General features: G+C 73.8%; 15 protein-coding genes. 7 read left to right on the plus strand and 8 right to left on the minus strand.

Annotated features, from left to right (window positions below; translation table 11 throughout):
* Positions 1 to 171 precede the first annotated feature (171 nt).
* The 4 genes from ACF1A5_RS09625 to ACF1A5_RS09640 all read left to right on the plus strand — a co-directional run bounded on the left by ACF1A5_RS09625 (position 172) and on the right by ACF1A5_RS09640 (position 4581).
* On the plus strand, positions 172 to 1107 hold the full coding sequence (locus ACF1A5_RS09625) for an alpha/beta hydrolase (protein ID WP_392192282.1): 936 nt from the start codon (positions 172 to 174) through the stop codon (positions 1105 to 1107).
* Positions 1108 to 1255: 148 nt separating this feature from the next.
* On the plus strand, positions 1256 to 2599 hold the full coding sequence (locus ACF1A5_RS09630) for a sensor histidine kinase (RefSeq protein WP_392192283.1): 1344 nt from the start codon (positions 1256 to 1258) through the stop codon (positions 2597 to 2599).
* Positions 2596 to 3261, plus strand: coding sequence for a response regulator (locus tag ACF1A5_RS09635; RefSeq protein WP_392192284.1), 666 nt, complete (start codon positions 2596 to 2598; stop codon positions 3259 to 3261). The genes ACF1A5_RS09630 and ACF1A5_RS09635 overlap by 4 nt, the downstream gene beginning before the upstream one ends.
* A 75-nt stretch (positions 3262 to 3336) precedes the next feature.
* Positions 3337 to 4581, plus strand: coding sequence for a cytochrome P450 (locus tag ACF1A5_RS09640; RefSeq protein WP_392192285.1), 1245 nt, complete (start codon positions 3337 to 3339; stop codon positions 4579 to 4581).
* A 5-nt stretch (positions 4582 to 4586) separates the two neighbouring features.
* On the opposite strand, the gene ACF1A5_RS09645 is transcribed toward ACF1A5_RS09640, so the two are convergent.
* The gene (locus tag ACF1A5_RS09645; RefSeq protein ID WP_392192286.1) at positions 4587 to 6200 is read right to left on the minus strand and encodes an ABC transporter permease; all 1614 of its coding nucleotides are present in this window, start codon (positions 6198 to 6200) and stop codon (positions 4587 to 4589) included.
* Positions 6197 to 7099 (minus strand): ATP-binding cassette domain-containing protein, encoded by a 903-nt coding sequence (locus ACF1A5_RS09650; protein ID WP_392192287.1) that lies wholly within the window; start codon positions 7097 to 7099, stop codon positions 6197 to 6199. Before ACF1A5_RS09650 ends, ACF1A5_RS09645 begins: the two co-directional genes overlap by 4 nt.
* A 103-nt stretch (positions 7100 to 7202) precedes the next feature.
* Here ACF1A5_RS09650 and ACF1A5_RS09655 point away from each other — a divergent pair, with 103 nt between their 5' ends.
* Positions 7203 to 7700 carry a GbsR/MarR family transcriptional regulator gene (locus ACF1A5_RS09655; protein ID WP_392192288.1) on the plus strand — a complete coding sequence of 166 codons (498 nt, stop codon included), beginning with the start codon at positions 7203 to 7205 and terminating at the stop codon, positions 7698 to 7700.
* Between the two features lie 107 nt (positions 7701 to 7807).
* Here ACF1A5_RS09655 and ACF1A5_RS09660 read toward each other — a convergent pair whose 3' ends face one another.
* The gene (locus ACF1A5_RS09660; protein ID WP_392192289.1) at positions 7808 to 8659 is read right to left on the minus strand and encodes a diacylglycerol kinase; all 852 of its coding nucleotides are present in this window, start codon (positions 8657 to 8659) and stop codon (positions 7808 to 7810) included.
* 196 nt (positions 8660 to 8855) lie between these two features.
* On the opposite strand from ACF1A5_RS09660, the gene ACF1A5_RS09665 reads away from it, so the two are divergent.
* Complete coding sequence (locus tag ACF1A5_RS09665; RefSeq protein WP_392192290.1) at positions 8856 to 10139, plus strand: adenylosuccinate synthase; 1284 nt, start codon at positions 8856 to 8858, stop codon at positions 10137 to 10139.
* A 156-nt stretch (positions 10140 to 10295) separates the two neighbouring features.
* Here ACF1A5_RS09665 and ACF1A5_RS09670 read toward each other — a convergent pair whose 3' ends face one another.
* The 4 genes from ACF1A5_RS09670 to ACF1A5_RS09685 all read right to left on the minus strand — a co-directional run bounded on the left by ACF1A5_RS09670 (position 10296) and on the right by ACF1A5_RS09685 (position 15609).
* Positions 10296 to 10946 (minus strand): hypothetical protein, encoded by a 651-nt coding sequence (locus tag ACF1A5_RS09670; RefSeq protein WP_392192437.1) that lies wholly within the window; start codon positions 10944 to 10946, stop codon positions 10296 to 10298.
* A gap of 64 nt (positions 10947 to 11010) precedes the next feature.
* A complete protein-coding gene (locus ACF1A5_RS09675) occupies positions 11011 to 13440 on the minus strand; it encodes a dolichyl-phosphate beta-glucosyltransferase (RefSeq protein ID WP_392192291.1) in 2430 nt (809 codons plus the stop codon).
* Positions 13437 to 14138 (minus strand): GntR family transcriptional regulator, encoded by a 702-nt coding sequence (locus tag ACF1A5_RS09680; protein ID WP_392192292.1) that lies wholly within the window; start codon positions 14136 to 14138, stop codon positions 13437 to 13439. Before ACF1A5_RS09680 ends, ACF1A5_RS09675 begins: the two co-directional genes overlap by 4 nt.
* A gap of 115 nt (positions 14139 to 14253) precedes the next feature.
* Positions 14254 to 15609 (minus strand): aspartate aminotransferase family protein, encoded by a 1356-nt coding sequence (locus tag ACF1A5_RS09685; RefSeq protein ID WP_392192293.1) that lies wholly within the window; start codon positions 15607 to 15609, stop codon positions 14254 to 14256.
* A gap of 290 nt (positions 15610 to 15899) precedes the next feature.
* Between ACF1A5_RS09685 and ACF1A5_RS09690 the strand changes: the two genes are divergently transcribed.
* Complete coding sequence (locus ACF1A5_RS09690; protein WP_392192294.1) at positions 15900 to 18281, plus strand: protein kinase; 2382 nt, start codon at positions 15900 to 15902, stop codon at positions 18279 to 18281.
* A 148-nt stretch (positions 18282 to 18429) separates the two neighbouring features.
* Here the strand turns inward: ACF1A5_RS09690 and ACF1A5_RS09695 are convergent, their stop codons facing one another.
* Positions 18430 to 19182: an SLATT domain-containing protein gene (locus ACF1A5_RS09695; protein WP_392192295.1), complete on the minus strand. Its 753-nt coding sequence runs from the start codon at positions 19180 to 19182 to the stop codon at positions 18430 to 18432.
* Positions 19183 to 19299 lie beyond the last annotated feature (117 nt).

Raw genomic sequence — 19299 nt, forward strand, 5'->3', positions numbered from 1 at the left:
CGCCGGGGGCGTGCCGGTAACGAGGTGCCTGACGAGACGGCTGAACCGTTGGACCCTCACCGAGCGTGACCTCCCCATGTCCGCCCACGTCACCGGCCTGGTACCGTCCCCGCCAACGGCCGAATTCACTCCTGGTACGTCAAGTACGTTCCGTCACTGAGAGGTTGGAGCATGCCGGACGCCGCCCCACCCAGCGATGCCGCCGGGCCGGAGAACACCGCCGGCCGGGACGCCGCGGCACGGGACGCCGCGGAGGAGGAGTCGGCCTTCTCGCACCCGCCCGTCGACCCCGACGCCACCGCCGCGTACGGCGACCACCCGGACCAGGTGATCGACTTCTACGCCCCGCGCGGCTCCGGCGCCGCGGCGCCCCCCGCCCTCGCGCCGCTCGTCGTGGTGCTGCACGGCGGCGCCTGGCGGGCCCCGTACGACCGGCGGCACATCAGCCCCTTCGCCGACTTCCTGGCCCGCCGGGGCTTCGCCGTGGCCAGCGTCGAGTACCGGCGCGGCGCCGACGCCCCGGACCGGCCGGGCGAGGCCCCGGTCGCGGGCCGCTGGCCGGACACCTTCGACGACGTGGCGGCCGCGCTGGACGCCCTGCCCGCGCTCGTACGGGAGGCGCTCCCGCAGGCCGACCCGGGCCGCACGGTGCTCACCGGGCACTCGGCGGGCGGCCAGCTCGCGCTGTGGGCCGCGGCCCGGCACGTCCTCCCCGCCGACGCGCCCTGGCGCATCGACGGCCCCGCGCCCCTGCGCGGTGTGGTGGCCCTCGCGCCGATCGCCGACTTCGCGGTCGCCGAGAAGCTGGACGTGTGCGGCGGCGCCTCCGGTCAACTCCTTGGCGGCGAGGAGCAGTTCCCACTGCGGCAGCCGTACGCCGACCCGGCCCTGCTGCTGCCGACCGGCATCGCGACGACGCTGGTGCAGGGGCGGACCGACGTGGTCGTGCCGCAGGCGGTGGCCGAGTCCTACGCGGAGGCGGCGGCGAAGGCCGGCGAGGTGGTGGGCCTGACCCTGCTGGAGAGCGCCGGACACTTCCCGCTGATCGACCCGGCGGCGGACGCGTGCGCGGTGGTGGCGGAGGAGATCGCCCAACTGGCTTGGTGAGCGGTCGGCGTCGGGCCGTGCGGGCAGGCGTGTGGGCAGTCGGGCGGGCAGTCGGCTGGGCAGGCTGGCGGGTAGTACCTGAGAAGGATGCCGAAGGCCCCCCTCACAGGTGACGACCCCGGGCCCGCCCCCGCCTACCGTTTCCACCGTGACCGAGACGACCCAGACGCAGCCGCCGGACGGCGCGTTCCGCCCGTACATCCCGCGCAGCCCGGAGTACCGGGCGGCAGCGCAGGCACTGCGCGGACTGCGGCAGGACCTGTTCCACGACGCGTTCGCCTACCGCCCGCTGCCCCGCGCGAGCGCCGACGGCCCGCTGGGCAGGCGGCTGTCCGGCCGCACCCGGAGGTACGCGGCCTGGCGGCCGCACGCCCTGGTGGCGGCGGCCGGAGCGCTGGCGATGCTCGTCGCCCTGGCGGCCCAGGCCGAAGGCCCGGTGGGCCTGGTGACCGGGCTGCTGGCGCTGGTCCCGGTGCTGCTGACCCTGGTCCGCCCGGTCGGCGCCTTCTGGGTGTCGCTGACGGCGGCCGCGGCCTGCTCGGTGATCTCCGGCGGTTTCGGCGACTGGCCGTGGCAGCCCGGCAGCATCGTCTCGCACCTGACCGTGCTCACCGTGGTGGCGATCCGCACCCGGCCGCGCACGGCGGCGTGGATGTGGGTGCTCACCGCGGCCTACTCCTTCCTCGCCGAGGGCCTGTTCGGCTACCGCTTCAGCACCAACTCGGCCCCCGTGCTGGCCGTCTCCGCGTTCGCGCTGCTGGCCGTCACCGTCTGGCACGTCCGCCGCAGCGCCGAGCAGGAGGTGACCGCCCAGCAGTCGGTGACCGCGCACGAGCGCTCCCGCCGCGCCCTCCTGGAGGAGCGCACCACCATCGCGCGGGAGCTGCACGACGTGGTGGCGCACCACATGTCCGTGGTCGCCATCCAGGCCGAGGCCGCCCCCTACCGGGTGGAGAACCCGCCGCCGGAGCTGGAGAAGGCCTTCGCCACCATCCGGGAGAACGCGGTGGCCGCGCTGACCGAACTGCGCCGGGTGCTCGGCGTCGTCCGCGCGGAGGACTACGCGGCGCCGGACGCCCCGCAACCCACGCTCGCCGACCTCGGCACCCTGCTGGCGAACGTGCGGGAGGCGGGCCTGGACGTGGAGCGGGCGGTGACCGGCGCGGTCCGGGAACTCCCACAGGGCGTCGAGCTGTCGGCGTACCGGATCGTGCAGGAGGCGCTGAGCAACACCCTGCGGCACGCGCCCGGCGCGAGCGCCCGCGTGGAGATCGGCTACGTCCTCGGCGGGCTCGGCCTGCGCGTCGTCAACGGGCCCCCGCCCGGGCCGGCGCCGTTGCGGCCTTCGCCCGGCGCCGGACACGGCATCACCGGCATGAGGGAGCGGGTGGCCATGCTGAACGGCGAGATGACGGCGGGGCCGGCCCCGGACGGCGGATACGAGGTGGCGGTGTTCCTGCCGGTGCCCTCCGCGGGCGAGGATGCGGCATGACGATCCGCGTGCTGATCGCGGACGACCAGATGATGGTGCGCGAGGGCTTCTCGGTCCTGCTGAACGCGATGCCGGACATCGAGGTCGTCGGCGAGGCCGTCAACGGGCGCGAGGCCGTGGACCGGGTCCGCGAACTCGCCCCGGACGTCGTGCTGATGGACATCCGTATGCCGGAGCTGAACGGCATCGAGGCGACCCGGGAGATCGTCGCCGCGGACGGTACGGCGAAGGTGCTGGTACTGACCACCTTCGACCTGGACGAGTACGTGTACCAGGCGCTGCGGGCGGGCGCCTCCGGCTTCCTGCTCAAGGACGCCTCGGCGAGGCAACTCGCGGACGGCGTACGGGTGGTGGCGGCCGGTGAGGCCCTGCTCGCGCCCTCGGTCACCCGGCGGCTGATCACGGAGTTCTCGAAGCTGGCCGACGTCCCGCGCCCGACCCCGGCCGGCCCGGGGGCGTACGGCGAGCTCACCGAGCGGGAGACGGAGGTGCTGGTGCTCATCGCGCAGGGCCTGTCGAACGCGGAGATCGCCGAACGGCTGGTGGTCGCCGAGTCGACCATCAAGACCCATGTGAGCCGGATCCTGGTGAAACTGGGGCTGCGCGACCGCACCCAGGCGGCGGTGTTCGCCTACGAGGCGAGGCTGGTCACACCGGGCTGAGCCCGGCGCACCGGGGACCGCCCGGACCGGGGCAAACCCTGGTCAGACCCGCGGCGGCCGGGCTAGCGTCCGTCAATGGCAGCAGCTTTCGAACCCGCCTCCGGCCCCCCTTCCGGCCTCGCCTTCGACCCCTGGGACCCGGCGTTCCTCGCCGACCCGTACCCGGCGTACGCCGAGCTGCGGGCCCGGGGCCGGGTGCTCCACTACGCGCCGACCGACCAGTGGCTGGTCCCGCACCACGCGGACGTCTCGGCGCTGTTGCGGGACCGCAGGCTGGGCCGGACGTACCAGCACCGGTTCACGCACGAGGACTTCGGCCGCACCGCGCCCCCGGCGGAGCACGAGCCGTTCCACGTCCTCAACGACCACGGGATGCTCGACCTCGAACCGCCGGACCACACCCGCATCCGGCGCCTGGTGTCCAAGGCGTTCACCCCGCGCACGGTGGAGCGGCTTGGGCCGTACGTCCACGGCCTGGCGGACGACCTGGTCTCCGCCCTGGTGGAGGCGGGCGGCGGCGACCTGCTGACCGACGTCGCGGAGCCGCTGCCGGTCGCGGTGATCGCCGAGATGCTCGGCATCCCCGAGCCGGACCGGGGGTTGCTGCGCCCCTGGTCGGCGGACATCTGCGGGATGTACGAGCTCAACCCGTCCGAGGAGACGGCCGAGCGGGCGGTGCGGGCGTCGGTGGAGTTCTCCGGCTACCTGCGCGAGCTGATCGCGGCCCGCCGCGCGGAGCCCGGCGAGGACCTGATCTCCGGCCTGATCGCGGCGCACGACGAGGGCGACCGTCTGACGGAGCAGGAGATGATCTCCACGGCGGTCCTCCTCCTCAACGCCGGGCACGAAGCCACGGTGAACGCCACGGTCAACGGCTGGTGGGCCCTGTTCCGCAATCCGGGCCAGCTCGCGGCCCTGCGCGCGGACCACTCCCTGGTCCCGTCCGCCGTCGAGGAGCTGATGCGCTACGACACCCCGCTCCAGCTCTTCGAGCGCTGGGTCCTGGACGAGATCGAGATCGACGGCACGACGATCCCGAGGGGCGCGGAGGTCGCCATGCTCTTCGGCTCCGCCAACCACGACCCGGCGGTGTTCGGCGACCCCGCCCGGCTCGACCTCACCCGCCGGGACAACCCGCACATCTCCTTCAGCGCCGGCATCCACTACTGCATCGGTGCCCCGCTGGCCCGCATGGAGCTGGCCGCCTCGATGACGGCCCTCCTGGAGAAGGCCCCCACCCTCACCCCGGCCGCGGAACCGAAACGAAAGCCGAACTTCGTGATCCGCGGCCTGGAGGGCTTGACCGTCGAGGTGGGGTGATCCCGTCAGGTGGTCATGTCCCGCCTGCGCAGACCGGCCAGGCCCGCGCTCGTCAGCAGCGCGGCCAGGGCCGTGAGGAGGAGCACCGGGCTCCACCGCATCGGCCCGCCCGGCAGCTTCGGCAGGTGGGCGAAGGGGGAGAGGTCCAGGACCAGTCGGGGGGCATTCAGGGCCGGGCCGACCCAGCCGATCAGGAGGACGGCCACCGCGACGCCCCACGCCGCCGTCGCCACGCGCGGGGCGAGGCCGTACAGCAGCAGCGTCAGCCCGCCGATCACCCACACCGCCGGGAGCTGCGCCAGGCAGGCGCCCAGGATCGGTCCGGCCTCCTTGCCGTAGCCGATGGCGAGGCCCAGGCCCGCCAGGAGCATGATCAGGACGGTCCCGCCGAAGGCGATCACCAGATGGCCGGCGGCCCAGCGCAGCCGCCCCACCGGGCCCGCCAGCACCGGTTCCGCGCGGCCCGAGGTCTCCTCGCCGTGCAGGCGCAGTACGGACCCCACGACGTAGAGGGCGGCGATCAGGCCGAGCATCCCGACCATCGCGGCGAGGAACATGTCCGTGAGGGCGCTCTGCCCGCCCATCCGCGCGAAGATCTCCCGCGCCCGGTCGTTGTCGCGGACCAGGTCGGCCGCGCCGTCCGTCATTCCGCCGTACACCACCCCGGCGAGGAGGAAGCCCAGCGACCAGCCGATCACGCTGCCGCGCTGGAGCCGCCGGGCCAGCGCGCCGGCCGTGCCCAGGCGGCCGGAGGCGGGCCCGGGGAGGGTGGGAAGGAAGCTCATGCCGACGTCCCGGCGCCCGGCGAGCTCGTACGCCAGCGCGCCCTGGACCAGCACCGCCGCCGCGAACAGCACCAGCACCCACCACCGCTCACCGGCGAAGGACCGCTGGTTCTCCAGCCAGCCCAGGGGCGACAGCCAGGTCAGCACGGACGATCCGTCGGCGGTCGCGGAGTCGCCCGCCGCGCGCAGCACGAACGCGGCACCCAGCACCGCCGCCGTCAGCCCGCGGGCGAGGCGCGCGCTCTCGGTCAGCTGGGCGGCGACCGCCGCCGTGGTGGCGAAGACCATGCCGACCCCGGCCAGGCCGAGCCCGAAGGACAGCGCCCCCGCGCCGCCCTGCCCGGCCAGGCCCGCCGTGACCAGCAGGGCCAGGACGGCGTTCGCGACGGCCGCGGCGAGCAGCGCCGCCGTGAGAGAGGCGCGGCGGCCCACCGCCCCCGACGCCACCAGCTCCTGCCGGCCGCTCTCCTCCTCCTCGCGGGTGTGCCGGACGACGATCAGCAGGCTCGTCACGGCACCGAGCGCGGCGGCGTAGACGCCGACGCGCCAGGCGGTCAGGGCGCCGATCGAGGTGTCGAAGACCGGGCCGATCAGGGCGCGGAAGGAGGCGTTGGCCTCCATCTGCCGCAGCAGGCCCTCGCGTTGGGCGCTGGTGCCGTACAGGCTGCGCAGCGTGTCCGGCATGGAGAGGATCATGACCGCGTTCACCGCGACCCAGACCGGGATCAGCACCCGGTCGCGGCGCAGGGCGAAGCGCAACAGCACTCCCGTGCCCGCGAGTTGGCGGGAGCCGCGGGGGCGCACCGTCGGACGCGGTGTCGCCGTCGCGGTCATCGGGACACCTCGCCGAGGTCGTCCTGGTAGTGGCGCAGGAACAGCTCCTCCAGGGTGGGCGGCTTGGAGGTCAGGGACCGCACGCCCGACTCGGCGAGCTGCCGGAGTACGCCGTCCAGCCGGTCGGTGTCGACCTGGAGCCGCACCCGGCTGCCCTGGACGTCGAGGTCGTGGACGCCGGGGAGCCGGGACAGCCCGTTCGGAGGGCCCGCGAGCTCGGCCGTCACGCTGGTGCGGGTGAGATGGCGCAGGTCGGCCAGCGAGCCGCTCTCCACGGTGCGCCCCTTGCGGATGATGCTCACCCGGTCGCACAGCTCCTCGACCTCGCTGAGGATGTGGGAGGAGAGCAGGATGGTCCGCCCGCGCCCGCGTTCCTCCTCGACGCACCGCTGGAAGACCTCCTCCATCAGCGGGTCGAGGCCCGTCGTCGGCTCGTCCAGGATCAGCAGGTCGACGTCCGAGGCGAAGGCGGCGATCAGGGCGACCTTCTGCCGGTTGCCCTTGGAGTACGTCCGCCCCTTCTTCGTCGGATCCAGTTCGAACCGCTCGATCAGCTCCGCCCGGCGCCCCCGGTCGAGCCCTCCGCGCAGCCGCCCGTACAGGTCGATGACCTCGCCGCCGGAGAGGTTGCGCCACAGGGTCACGTCGCCGGGCACGTAGGCGATCCGGCGGTGCACCTCCACGGCGTCCTTCCACGGGTCGTGGCCCAGCACCTGCGCGGCGCCCGCGTCGGCGCGCAGCAGGCCGAGCAGGACCCGGATGGTGGTGGACTTGCCGGAGCCGTTGGGGCCGAGGAAGCCGTGCACCTCACCGGGCTCGACCTCCAGGTCGAGCCCGTCCAGCGCGTGCGTCCGGCCGAAGGACTTGTGCAGTCCGGAGACGGTGATGGCCTTCGTCATGCTCCAGAACGTACGTCTCTTTCAGAAATTTGTGAAGTTAAAGAAGGATGGAAACCTTCCGGTAGACTGTGGGAGGCGTCTGAACAGGGGAGATGATCCGGACATGACGGAGCCGAAGGCGGTGGGGCGGGACCCCGAGTCCGTGTCGCGGTTCGTGGAGCACTTCGCGGCACAGCTCGTCGAGGCCGGCCTGCCCCGGATGCCCGGACGGGTCTTCGCGGCGCTGCTCGCCTCCGACACCGGCGCCCTGACCTCCGCCGAGCTGGGGGAGCAGCTGAAGGTCAGCCCCGCGGCCGTCTCGGGGGCGGTGCGCTATCTGGCCCAGGTGCACATGGTGTCGCGCGAGCGGGCGCCCGGCTCGCGCCGGGAGCGGTACCGGGTCCACGGCGACCAGTGGTACGAGGCGCTGACCAACCGCGAGGCCATCATCAAGCGGTGGGAGGACGCCCTGCGCGAGGGGGTGACCAGTCTCGGCGCCGACACCCCGGCGGGCCGTCGGCTGGCCGAGACGCTGGCCTTCTTCGAGTTCGTCGAGCACGAGGTCGAGGCCATGATGGAGCGCTGGCGAGCCCACCGGGAGCGGCTCTTCGGCCAGGACTAGGGCCTGTCCGCGGCGCCCGTCCGGCCGATCGTGGCGCGGACGGACGGGCTGCCCGGCTCACCCGGGCTCCCCCCGGGCCACCCCGGCTCACTCCAGCTCACCCCGGATCACCCCGGCACGGGCAGCGTCAGCCGCCAGGCCTCCTCCCGTACCGTCCACGTCCGGGTCCGCACCGGGCCCGACAGCACCGTGTCCGCCCGGTAGCGGAAGTCCGCGCCCGACACCGTGACCGTCCGGCCCTCCGCCCGCACCGGCGAGGCCTCCGCCCCCACCGACAGCGGCCGGATCTCCACCTCCGCCAGCCCCGAGGCGCCCGGGGAGACCGACACCGCCTCCACGGGGTGGTCCAGGTCCATGACCGTGCGCCCGTCGACCTCCACCCGCAGCCGGGAGGGGCTGGGCCCGGTGAGCGTCGTCGTCCGGGGCGGGCGGGTCACCAGCGTCCGCACCAGGGACTGGCAGGTCCGCAGCCAGGGGTGGGCCGGCTCGGCGGAGCCTGCCGCGGTCGCCCCCGCGGGCCCCTCCCGCAGGGCGAGCGGCGGGATGCGCAGCGCGGCCAGCACCACCCCGTCGCTGTCGTCGACGAGCAGGTCGAGCCTTCGTTCGGCCCCGTCGAGCACCGCCCGCGCCGCCGCGACCGCCCCGGCCGGCACGCCCAGCGAGCGGGTCAGGGACAGCAGGCCCCCGACCGGCACCACCGACAGCGCGCACGCCCCCAGCTCCCGCTGCCGGTGGAGCAGGGCCACCGCCCGCAGCAGCGCCCGGTCGTCCCCCACCACCACGGGCCGGCGCGAGCCGCGCCGCGCCAGCGCGCGGGCGAATTCCTCGGGCCCCTCCGGCAGGCACACCTTGGCGGCCGCACCCGCGCTGAGCACGTCCTTCGCGATGCGTACGGACTCACCGTCGGTCCTTCGGGCGACCGGGTCGATGACCACCAGCAACGGGTCGGAAGTCGCCACCTCGGTCCTGCCTCGCTTCCTCGGGTAGCATCTTTGTGCAAGAGCCCCTTGCGCTATTGCGCCAGGGGCTTCGTCTATTCCGGGGCATCCGGTCCGACGGTTGTGCGACCAATGGCGGTCGCGGTGCACGCGGCGGTGAACCCTACGCGTTCGCCCCTGACCTTGGACATGCCCCGCCCGGAAGGGGTGTACGCGCGTGCCCGCACTTGTGCTGCTCGGTGCTCAGTGGGGTGACGAAGGCAAGGGGAAGGCCACCGACTTGCTCGGTGGATCGGTGGATTATGTGGTGCGCTACCAGGGCGGCAACAACGCCGGCCACACGGTGGTCGTGGGCGATCAGAAGTACGCCCTGCACCTTCTCCCCTCCGGCATTCTGTCGCCCGGTTGTACGCCCGTCATCGGCAACGGCGTCGTCGTCGACCCGTCGGTCCTGCTCTCCGAGCTGAGCGGTCTGAACGAGCGCGGCGTGGACACGTCCAAGCTGCTGATCAGCGGCAACGCGCACGTCATCACGCCGTACAACGTGACCATCGACAAGGTGACCGAGCGCTTCCTCGGCAAGCGCAAGATCGGCACCACGGGGCGCGGCATCGGCCCGACCTACGCGGACAAGATCAACCGCGTCGGCATCCGCGTGCAGGACCTCTACGACGAGTCGATCCTCACGCAGAAGGTCGAGGCGGCCCTCGACGCCAAGAACCAGATCCTCACCAAGCTCTACAACCGGCGCGCGATCGCGGTGGACCAGGTGGTCGAGGAGCTGCTGGGCTACGCGGAGCAGATCAAGCCGTACGTCGCGGACACGGTGCTGGTCCTCAACCAGGCGCTGGAAGACGACAAGGTGGTCCTCTTCGAGGGCGGCCAGGGCACGCTCCTGGACATCGACCACGGCACGTACCCCTTCGTGACCTCCTCCAACCCGACCGCGGGCGGCGCCTGCACGGGCGCCGGTGTCGGCCCGACGAAGATCAGCCGGGTCATCGGCATCCTGAAGGCCTACACGACCCGCGTCGGCTCGGGCCCCTTCCCGACCGAGCTGTTCGACGAGGACGGCGAGGCGCTGCGCCGGATCGGCGGCGAGCGGGGCGTGACGACGGGCCGGGACCGCCGCTGCGGCTGGTTCGACGCGGTGATCGCCCGCTACGCGACCCGGGTCAACGGCCTGACCGACTTCTTCCTCACCAAGCTCGACGTCCTCACCGGGTGGGAGCAGATCCCGGTCTGCGTCGCCTACGAGATCGACGGTCGGCGCGTCGAGGAGCTGCCGTACTCCCAGACCGACTTCCACCACGCGAAGCCCGTCTACGAGTACCTCCCCGGCTGGCAGGAGGACATCTCGAAGGCCAAGACCTTCGGCGACCTGCCGAAGAACGCCCAGGCCTACGTCAAGGCCCTGGAGGAGATGTCCGGCGCCCCGATCTCCGCGATCGGTGTGGGCCCGGGCCGCGACGAGACGATCGAGATCAACTCGTTCCTCTAGTCCGCTCCGCCCCGCCCCCTCCACAGGGTGTGGACACGCCCCCGGCGAGGCTCCGGCCGAACCGGGGGCGTGGCCGTGCGGTCCCGGTCCGGCCGTTCTTGCTGACGTCCCGGTACGGCCGTCTCCGCCGTCTCAGTACAGCCGTCTCAGTACGTCTCAGCTGAAGACGATCATCGAGCCCTGGGCCAGGCTGCGGGTCGCCGCCTGGTGCAGCCCCAGCCAGACGTGCCGCTCCCGGGCGAAGGGGCTGGGATCGTACGGCGCGGGGGCGGCCGGCTGCTCCAGCTCGGTCGGCGCGGCCGGGGGTTCGGGGGCCGCCGGAGGGTTGGCCGGGTCGATCCCGATGGCCGGGGCGACGTACTCCAGCTCCCGCAGCAGCGCCTGCGAGGAGCCCAGCGGGCCCCCGCCGGCGAGCAGTTCGTCGCTGGACAGCGGCTGCGGGAAGTCGAGCGGGACGTAGGCGCCCGCGTGGTCGTAGTGCCAGACCAGGTGGGACTGCTGCGCCGTCGTCTCGAACATCTCCAGCAACTGCTCGTAGTCGCCGCCGAGTTCGTCGACCGGCGTCAGCGCCAGACCGCAGACCTGCAGCAGATAGGCGCGGCGCAGGAAGTGCAGCGCGTCGTAGTCGAAGCCCGCCACCGGCGCGACGTCCCCGGACAGGCCCGGCATGTACTGGTACACCGGCACCGGCGGGAGCCCGCTCTCGGCGAGCACCTTGTTGTACTGCGCGAGTTCCTCGGCGAACGGGTTGTCGGGGGTGTGGCACAACACGTCGACGAGCGGTACCAGCCACAGGTCACAGGCCAAAGAGGGCTCCTCGGTCGCACGATGGTGCACGGTGGTCATGGAAGAGTAGTCGGTGCGGCGTGGCTCAGTGTTCCTCGTGCAGGTCCCATACCCACACCCCGCCGGTCCACCGTCCCGGACGGCCCACGAGCCGCGTCACCGCCTGGCGCAGGGGGCCGTCGTTGGGCTGCGGGGCGAGCACCAGCGCCCCCGCGTGCCAGAAGGCGAAGTCCCGCCGGGCCTGCGCCCGCCAGTTCCTGCCGATGACCGGGACGACGCCGCTGTAGCGCACGTCCCGCAGCAGGTCGGAGGTGTAGCGCGGGGCGGCGCCGTAGATGCCGGTGCGGTCCGGGCCGTAGGGGCCGTTGTAGTAGCCGCCGGGCATGCGGAAGCCGAGGTGGGCGGCGGTCTGCCAGTGCAGCGCCTCCGCGCCGCCCGGGTCGGGCAGCGGCACCGGGACGAGGGACTCGCCCTCGCGCACGTACTGCTTCCACCGGCCGTCCGTGAAGAACTCCGGCACCGGCGCCCGGTCCTCGGCCTTCAACGGCGCCGGGACGATCGGGAGCAGGGCCAGGCACACCGCGAGCAGGCCGCCGTAGAGCGTGCCGATCCGGCGGGTCGCCGTCAGCCGCTCGACGGCGACCGCGAGCAGCATGCCGAGCGCCGGGGCGCAGATCATCGCCAGCCGGCCCTCGATCACCGACTCGAACAGCGGCTTGTGGGCGAGCAGCGCCCAGGGGCCGGGGTAGACCGTGTCGGTCAGCGGGACACGGAATTTCGGGCCCAGGGACAGCAGCGCCGCGCCGGCCGTCGTGACGGCCAGCGCCTTGACCAGGGGGCGCTCCCACAGCCGTACGACGATGCCGAGGGCGAGGAGGGCCAGCGGCCATCCGTAGAACGCGTTCTGCTCGGTGGGGTTGAGGGAGAGGGAGTTGGCCCGCGCCGCGTCGCCGAAGAGCAGGGACCGCTCGGAGAAGGCGAGCAGCGCGAGGGGGCTGTTGCCCGCGTTGTCGCCGTGCAGGACGCTCCGGTAGCTCTGCGGGCCGGTGAACTGCCAGTACAGCGGGTAGGCCACGATCGGCAGACAGACCGCGACGCCGATCAGCAGACCCTTCGCCAGCGGCCGCCAGGCCCGCCGCGCCACGTCCCGGCGGACGAGCCCGTACGCGGCGGCGAACAGCGTCATGCCGATCGCGGCGAGCAGCAGCGGCTCCTCGCCGAGGAAGATCTGGTACGCCGCCATCAGTCCGAGCACGATCCCGTCCCGCCGGACCCGGGCGCCCGCGCACAGGCGCAGCGCCCGGTCGACGAGCAGCGGGATCATGAACAGAACCACGAAGTTCGGGTGCGCGTTGGCGTGGCTGACCATCGGCGGCGCGAAGGCGGCCAGCGCGGCACCGAGGAAGGCCGCACCCCGCTGCCGTGCCACCCGCTTGACGATCAGCCGGTACCAGGCGGCGGCGGTGGCGGCCAGGCCCAGGGTCATGCAGACGCTGAGGGCGACCGCCGGGCCGAAGGCCAGCGTGAGGGGGGTGAAGGGCACGGACAGGCCCAACATGACCGTGTTGGCCATGAGGTTGACGCCGTCCGGGAAGCCCTGGAGATCGGTGAAGAGCGGGTTGCGCAGGTGGGCGACGCTGTCGGCGGTGGCCGCGAAGAACCACTCCCACTGGTTCTGGTCCTGGAGGGAGTCGGGGAGGTAGCGGTGGGCCGGGTCGAAGAGGCGGCCCGAGTAGAGCGTCACCGCCATCAGCAGGAACAGGGCGCAGGCGAACAGGTCGGGGGGGCGCAGGGAACGGGCCTTGAGCCGGGCGAGTTCGGCGAGGACCCGGCCGTAGTCGAGCGCCCCGACCTTCGAGCCGGACCGGTGGGACCAGCGCACCGGCACCTCGGCGACCGGCCAGTCGGAGCGGTGGAAGTGCTGGAGCACCTCCACGTCGATGCCCCAGCCGTTGAGCCGGGAGGTCGCGAAGGCCTCGCGGGCCCGGTCGCCCTCGAACAGCTTGAAGCCGCACTGGGTGTCCCGTATGCCCGGCACCGCGACCCCGCGTATGAGGAGGTTCCCGGCCCGGCCCAGCAGCTCGCGCACCCGGTGCTGGTGCCGCTCGATCGTCGCGCCGGGCACCGAACGGGAGCCGATCGCCGCCGCGTTGCCCTCGCCGAGCGCCTTGTCGAGCTGCTCCAGCTCCTCGATCGGGGCGGCCAGGTCGGCGTCGGTGACCAGCACGCGCCGGCCGCTGGTGGCGGCGACGCCGAGGCGCAGGGCGTGGCCCTTGCCGCGGTTGCGGACGGCGGTCACGAGCTGGACCCGGGAGTCCTGACGCGTCGTCACGAGGTCCCGGGTGCCGTCGGTGGAGCCGTCGTCGGCGACGACGACCTCCCACGCGCCGAAGCGGCTCTCGTTGTCGGTCAGATACGCGACGACGGCGTCGAGGGTGGGGCCGAGCCGCTGTTCCTCGTTGTAGGCGGGGATGACCACGGACAGGTCGACGACCCGGGTGACGGTTTCGGTCATGCGGCGGCCAGCCGCTCGATCAGGGCGAGGGAGTGGGCGTTGTACTCGGCGACGACCGCGCGGGCGGCCGCGGTGTCCCGCGCCGCCAGGGCGCCGACGAGAGCGGTGTGCCCGGCCCACAGCACCCCGCGCAGGTCGGGCAGACGGCGCAGGTGCTGTACCACGCACACCCAGGACTGCACGCGCAGCCGGTGCAGGAAGTCGCCGAGGTAGGGGTTGCCGAACAGGGCGCTCAGCTCGCGCCAGAAGCGCAGGTCGTAGCCGATCAGGACGGTGAGGTCGCCGGACCCGGCGGCGCGCTGCGCCTCCTCGCCGCGCCGGCGGACCACGGCGAGCGCGGCCGAGGTCCGCGGGTTGCCGGGGTCGCGGAACGCCTCGTGGCCCGCGTCCAGGGCCCGGAACATGCCGTCTATGACGAGGGTGCGCGCCTCGATCATCCCGCGGAAGTCGCCCAGGGAGTACTCGCGCACCCGGAAGCCGCGGTGCTGGTCCGCCTCGAGCAGCCCCTGCGCCGACAGATCGACGAGCGCCTCCCGCACGGGTGTCGCGGACACCCCGTACTGCTCGGCGATCTCCTTGACCGTGAACGCCTGCCCCGGCTGGAGCCGCCCGGCCAGCACCTCGTCCCGGAGCGCGTCGGCGATCTGCTGCCGCAGGGTACTGCGCGTCACTGCGCCGTTGCCGCTGATGCCGGGCATGGTCGGGGCGTCTCCTGGTGCGTGCGGGTGGCGTACTCGTACGTCCATGTCTACGAGCACGCCACCTTACGCGTTCGGGTTGCGTCCGCCGCGCGCCGATACGGCGTCCCGAGCGCTACTCCGTGTGCTCGTCGGCCACGGACAGTGCGGCGTCGAGGACGGCCAGACCCTCCTTCAGTTCGGCCTCGCTCACGTTGCACGGCGGGACGACGTGCGTCCGGTTCATGTTGACGAAGGGCCACAGGCCGCCGGCCTTCGCGGCGGCGCCGAAGGCGGCCATCGCCGCGTTCGCCTCGCCCGCCGCGTTGTACGGCACCAGCGGCTCCCGGGTCTCCCGGTTCCGCACCAGCTCCAGGGCCCAGAACATGCCCACACCGCGCACCTCGCCGACACTCGGGTGCCGCTCGGCCAGCTCCCGCAGACCCGGCTCCAGAACCTCCGCGCCCAGCCGGGCGGCGTTCTCGACGACGCCCTCCTCGGCCATCACGTTGATCGTCGCGACGGCCGCCGCGCACGCCAGCGGGTGCCCGGAGTAGGTCAGACCGCCGGGGTACGGCCGCTTCCCGAACGTCTCCGCGATCCTCCCGGAGATCGCCACACCGCCCAGCGGCACATAGCCGGAGTTCACGCCCTTGGCGAAGGTCATCAGGTCCGGCACGACGCCGAACAGGTCCGCCGCGAACCACTCACCGGTCCGCCCGAACCCGGCCATGACCTCGTCCAGGACGAAGACGATCCCGTACTTGTCGCACAGTTCGCGCACCCCGGCGAGGTAGCCGGCCGGCGGCACCATGATCCCGGCCGTGCCCGGGATGGTCTCCAGGATGATCGCGGCGATGGTCGACGGCCCCTCGAAGGCGATCGTCGTCTCCAGGTGCTCCAGGGCCCGCGCGCACTCCTGCTCCTCGGTCTCGGCGTAGAAGCGGGACCGGTAGAGGAAGGGCGCCCAGAAGCGGACCACGCCGGCCGAGCCGCTGTCGGAGGGCCAGCGCCGCGGGTCGCCGGTGATGTTCACGGCCTGCTGGGTGCCGCCGTGGTACGAGCGGTACGCCGACAGCACCTTCGGCCGCCCGGTGTGCAGCCGGGCCATCCGCACCGCGTGCTCGACGGCGTCCGCCCCGCCGTTGGTGAAGAAGATCTTGTCCAGGTCGCCGGGGGTCCGCTCGGCGATCAGCCGCGCCGCCTCCGACCGGGCCTCGACGGCGAAGGCCGGCGCGAAGGTGGACAGGGTCGCGGCCTGTTCCTGGATCGCGGCGACCACCTTGGGGTGCTGGTAGCCGATGTTGGTGAAGACGAGCCCGCTGGTGAAGTCGAGGTAGCGCCTGCCGTCGTAGTCCCAGAAGTACGACCCTTCGGCGCCGGCCACGGCCAGCGGGTCGATGAGCTCCTGCGCGGACCAGGAGTGGAACACGTGCGCGCGGTCGGCGGCCTTGACGGCGGCCCCGGTTTCGGGATTCGGCTGAGGGGTCATGCGGGGAGCGTAAATGTCCGGGATGCGGACGCGGTATCGGCGTCCTGTCTGCGGTGCGGGGGTTTCCACGACAGGTTGTCGAACGGGCCGCTCCGGGCGGGCCGTCCGGGCCGGGGGCCGGGCCGAAGCCGGGGAGTCGGGGCCGGGGAGCCGGTGCCGGAGCCGGGGGCCGCTGTTACGGAAACGTAGACACCGGCCCGGCCCACCTCCTCCGACGTCCGCACTATTCTCGGAATGTTGCCGTGCTCAGGGGGGCGTGGCGGGGGACATCGGGGGGAGGCGGCGGAGCCGTGCAGACACTCGGGGCGGGGGATCCGCAGCGAATCGGGGCCTACCGGCTGCTGGCGCGACTCGGTGCGGGCGGAATGGGGCAGGTGTACCTGGCCCGCTCCGGCCGGGGCCGCACCGTCGCCGTGAAGCTGGTGCGGCGGGAGCTGGCCGAGCAGGAGGAGTTCCGGGCGCGCTTCCGGCAGGAGGTGCAGGCCGCGCGGCGGGTCGGCGGGTACTGGACCGCGCCCGTCCTGGACGCGGACACCGAGGCCGTCGTGCCGTGGGTGGCCACCGGGTACGTCGCCGGGCCCACCCTCCAGCAGGTCGTCGGGCACGACCACGGGGCCCTGCCCGAGCGGTCGGTACGGATCCTGGCGGCGGGCCTGGCCAACGCGCTGAAGGACATCCACGCCGCCGGGCTCATCCACCGCGACCTCAAGCCGTCCAACGTGCTCGTGACGATCGATGGTCCGCGCGTGATCGACTTCGGTATCGCGCGGGCGCTGGAGACCGTCACGGACGGCGGGCTCACCCGGACCGGAGCGCTCGTCGGCTCGCCCGGGTTCATGGCACCCGAACAGGTGCGCGGCGAACGGATCACGTCCGCGTGCGACGTCTTCTGCCTCGGCTCGGTGCTCGCCTACGCGGCCACCGGCGCCCTGCCCTTCGGCGGCGGGGACAGCGGGGTGCACGCGCTGATGTTCCGCATCGCCGAGCAGGAGCCCGACCTGACGAGAGTGCCCGAGGGAATCGCCGACCTCGTCCGCGCCTGCCTGAAGAAGGACCCGGCCGCCCGGCCGACGCTGGACCAGATCCTCGCGCGCACGGGCGCGCAGGACACGGTCCTGGACGGACGCTCCCGCGACCCGTGGCTGCCGAGCGCCCTGGTGGCCCAACTCGGGCGGCACGCGGTGCGCTTGCTGGACGCGGAGAACCCGGAGGATCCGGCCGCGCCGACGGCACCGGGGGAGGCGGCGGCTCCTTCCGCTCCCCGGCTGGAGAAGAAGCCGGGGGTGAGGGAGGGGGCGGCTCCTTCCGCACCCCGCCTGGAGAAGAAGCCGTCGGCGGGGGCAGGGGCGCCCGGGGGTGACGGAGCGGCCGGGGCCGGAGTCGCCGCCGGGGCTGCTGCCGACCGGGCGAGTGCCGCTGTGAATGGGGGGGACGGCCCCGTCGAGACGGGCGATGCCGCCGCCGGCCAGGGGAATGCTGCGGGCCAGGGGCAGGCTCCTGCGGGACAGGGCGGGGCCGCTGCCGGTCGGGCAAGTACCGCTGGTCGTGAGGGAGATGACCCTGCCGGGCAGAGCGATGCCCCCGCCGGACAGGGGAGCGCCGCAGGCAAGGGCCAGGCTTCTGCCGGTCGGGGCGGGCCCGGCGCCGGCCACGGGAACGCCGTGGGCCAGGACCCCACCGGGCACGGCGACGCCGGTGCGGCTCAGGGGCCCGCGCCCGCTTCACGGGCGGCCTCCCTCGAGCACGCGCCGGCCGCCGACGCCTCCACTCCGGTCCCGCCGCCCGGCCGTCCGGGTGCCGGGGCGCCCGCCCCGATGGACCACCTGCCCACCATGGTCGCCGGTCAGGCACCCCCGCCGGGCCCGGCGCCCGTACACCCGGGGTACGGCTATCCCCAGCAGCACCCCCCGCAGCCGCAGCACCCCCAGTACCCGCAGTCCGCCGCGTACGGTCAGCCGCAGCCCGTCTGGGCCCTGCCGCCCGGTGCGCAGGTGCCCCAGGCCTACGGCGGCCTCGGCCCGACCCCGCCGTACGGTCCGCCGCCGGTCGGCGCCACCCCGCCCTACGGTCCGAGCCCGCTCCCGGCACAGGAGCCCCCGCGCAGGAACGGACGCTCCACCGCCGTGCTGGTCGCGGTGGCGCTGGTCGTCGCGCTCGGCGCGGGCGGCACGGTGTACGCGCTGATGAAGGGCGGCAGCGAGGACCAGGGCAGCGGCCCCGGCCCCTCGCCCGCCACCAGCGCCCCCACCACCCCAGGCCCGAACACACCGGGATCGTCCCCGGCGACCTCGCCGCCGGACAGCCCGGTCTCGGCCGACGGATCGATCCCGGCCGCGTACCTCGGCACCTGGTCGGCGTCGATCACCAACGCGCTCGGCGAGAACCCCCGCCAACTGACCCTCACCCAGGGCGATCCGGGCGACACCGTGCTCACCCTGGTCGCCGACGGGCCGACCGGCGGCGGCTCCTACCACTGCGTGTTCGAGGCCCGGCTCACCCAACGGCCGGGCGTCAACGGCCCCTTGGAGATCGGCCCCTCCACCGTCACCTCGGGGCAGCCCCGTTCCGCCTGCACCCCGGGTGCGGCCACGGAGGTCACCCTGCTGCCGGACGGCAGCCTGGAGCGAGTGAACACGAGCAACGGGGAGAAGCTGACGTACACGAGGCAGTGACGGACGACGGGCCCGTCACGTGCCGGCGCGCCGGGCCACCGGTTCACCAGCGCGTCGGTTCACGGGCGCGCCGCCTCACCGGGCCACCCGTTCACACGGGTGCTGCCCGACCGTGCCACCGGTTCACCGGGGCGCGCCGCCTCCGGGCTCATCGCGGCTCCGGCGGCCGCTGCCGGGGCATGTTGGGCCGGGCGGTACCCGGGGGCAGCGGGAACCGGCCCGGCACCCCGCCCGGCTCGGGCCGCGTGCCCCCCGGCACCGCCGACTGGAGCCCCATCGGCGCCGACCCGATCCGGAACTCCACCATCCAGTCGGCCGTCTCGGTGCGCACCAGCTCGGTCACGTCCTCCGAGAACCGCCGCAGCACCCCGAGACACCGCTCGGCGGCCTCGCCGGCCGTGCCCTCCGCCGGTCCCAGCACCTCCCGCACGCTCTCGGACGCCCAGTCGAACTGGAGCACCTGCAACCGCCGCTGCACCGCCTGCGCGGTCGCCACGTCCCTTATCCATCCGGACGTCACGCCGAAGTACCGGTCGATCCCGACACATGCCACCGAGAGCAGCAGCGCCAGATACCCCCAGGGCGCGACTCCGCCGATCACCCCGGTGAGGTCCAGCAACGGCAGTCCGGCCCCGGCCACCGCCCCCGCCGCGGCCCCGCAGCGCAGCACCCGCGCCCCGCGCCGCTTCCAGACCCGGTCCCCGAGGTACCACTCGGCGGTGCGCAGCGCCCCGCGCTCCACCCACCGGTACAGCTCGTCCAGCCGTTCGGCCGGCTCGCCCCAGTCGCCGAGCGGGAAGGGCCGCCCGGTCAGATCGCCCGACCGCGGCCCGGCCGCCCCCTCACCCTCACCCCGCGCGTCCTGAGGCCGACCCTCGGGCTGCATCTCCGGCTGACCCACCCGGCACTCCCTACTGATCACGGTGCGTGATGCTGGTACGCCTGTACGACGCTGCCCGCCACTCCGAGCCGACTCCGGCCCGCCCGGGCCCGGTTGCGGCCCGTGCCGGGCCGGATC

The organism is Streptomyces sp. NPDC014864 (assembly GCF_043081525.1).
Classification (GTDB): Bacteria; Actinomycetota; Actinomycetes; order Streptomycetales; family Streptomycetaceae; genus Streptomyces.

Bases quoted from the DNA above. Each gene is read 5' to 3' on its own strand.
- ACF1A5_RS09625 (WP_392192282.1), top strand. From the start codon at position 172: ATGCCGGACGCCGCCCCACCCAGCGATGCCGCCGGGCCGGAGAACACC.
- ACF1A5_RS09635 (WP_392192284.1), top strand. From the start codon at position 2,596: ATGACGATCCGCGTGCTGATCGCGGACGACCAGATGATGGTGCGCGAG.
- ACF1A5_RS09640 (WP_392192285.1), top strand. From the start codon at position 3,337: ATGGCAGCAGCTTTCGAACCCGCCTCCGGCCCCCCTTCCGGCCTCGCC.
- ACF1A5_RS09645 (WP_392192286.1), bottom strand. From the start codon at position 6,200: ATGACCGCGACGGCGACACCGCGTCCGACGGTGCGCCCCCGCGGCTCC.
- ACF1A5_RS09650 (WP_392192287.1), bottom strand. From the start codon at position 7,099: ATGACGAAGGCCATCACCGTCTCCGGACTGCACAAGTCCTTCGGCCGG.
- ACF1A5_RS09655 (WP_392192288.1), top strand. From the start codon at position 7,203: ATGACGGAGCCGAAGGCGGTGGGGCGGGACCCCGAGTCCGTGTCGCGG.
- ACF1A5_RS09675 (WP_392192291.1), bottom strand. From the start codon at position 13,440: ATGACCGAAACCGTCACCCGGGTCGTCGACCTGTCCGTGGTCATCCCC.
- ACF1A5_RS09680 (WP_392192292.1), bottom strand. From the start codon at position 14,138: ATGCCCGGCATCAGCGGCAACGGCGCAGTGACGCGCAGTACCCTGCGG.
- ACF1A5_RS09685 (WP_392192293.1), bottom strand. From the start codon at position 15,609: ATGACCCCTCAGCCGAATCCCGAAACCGGGGCCGCCGTCAAGGCCGCC.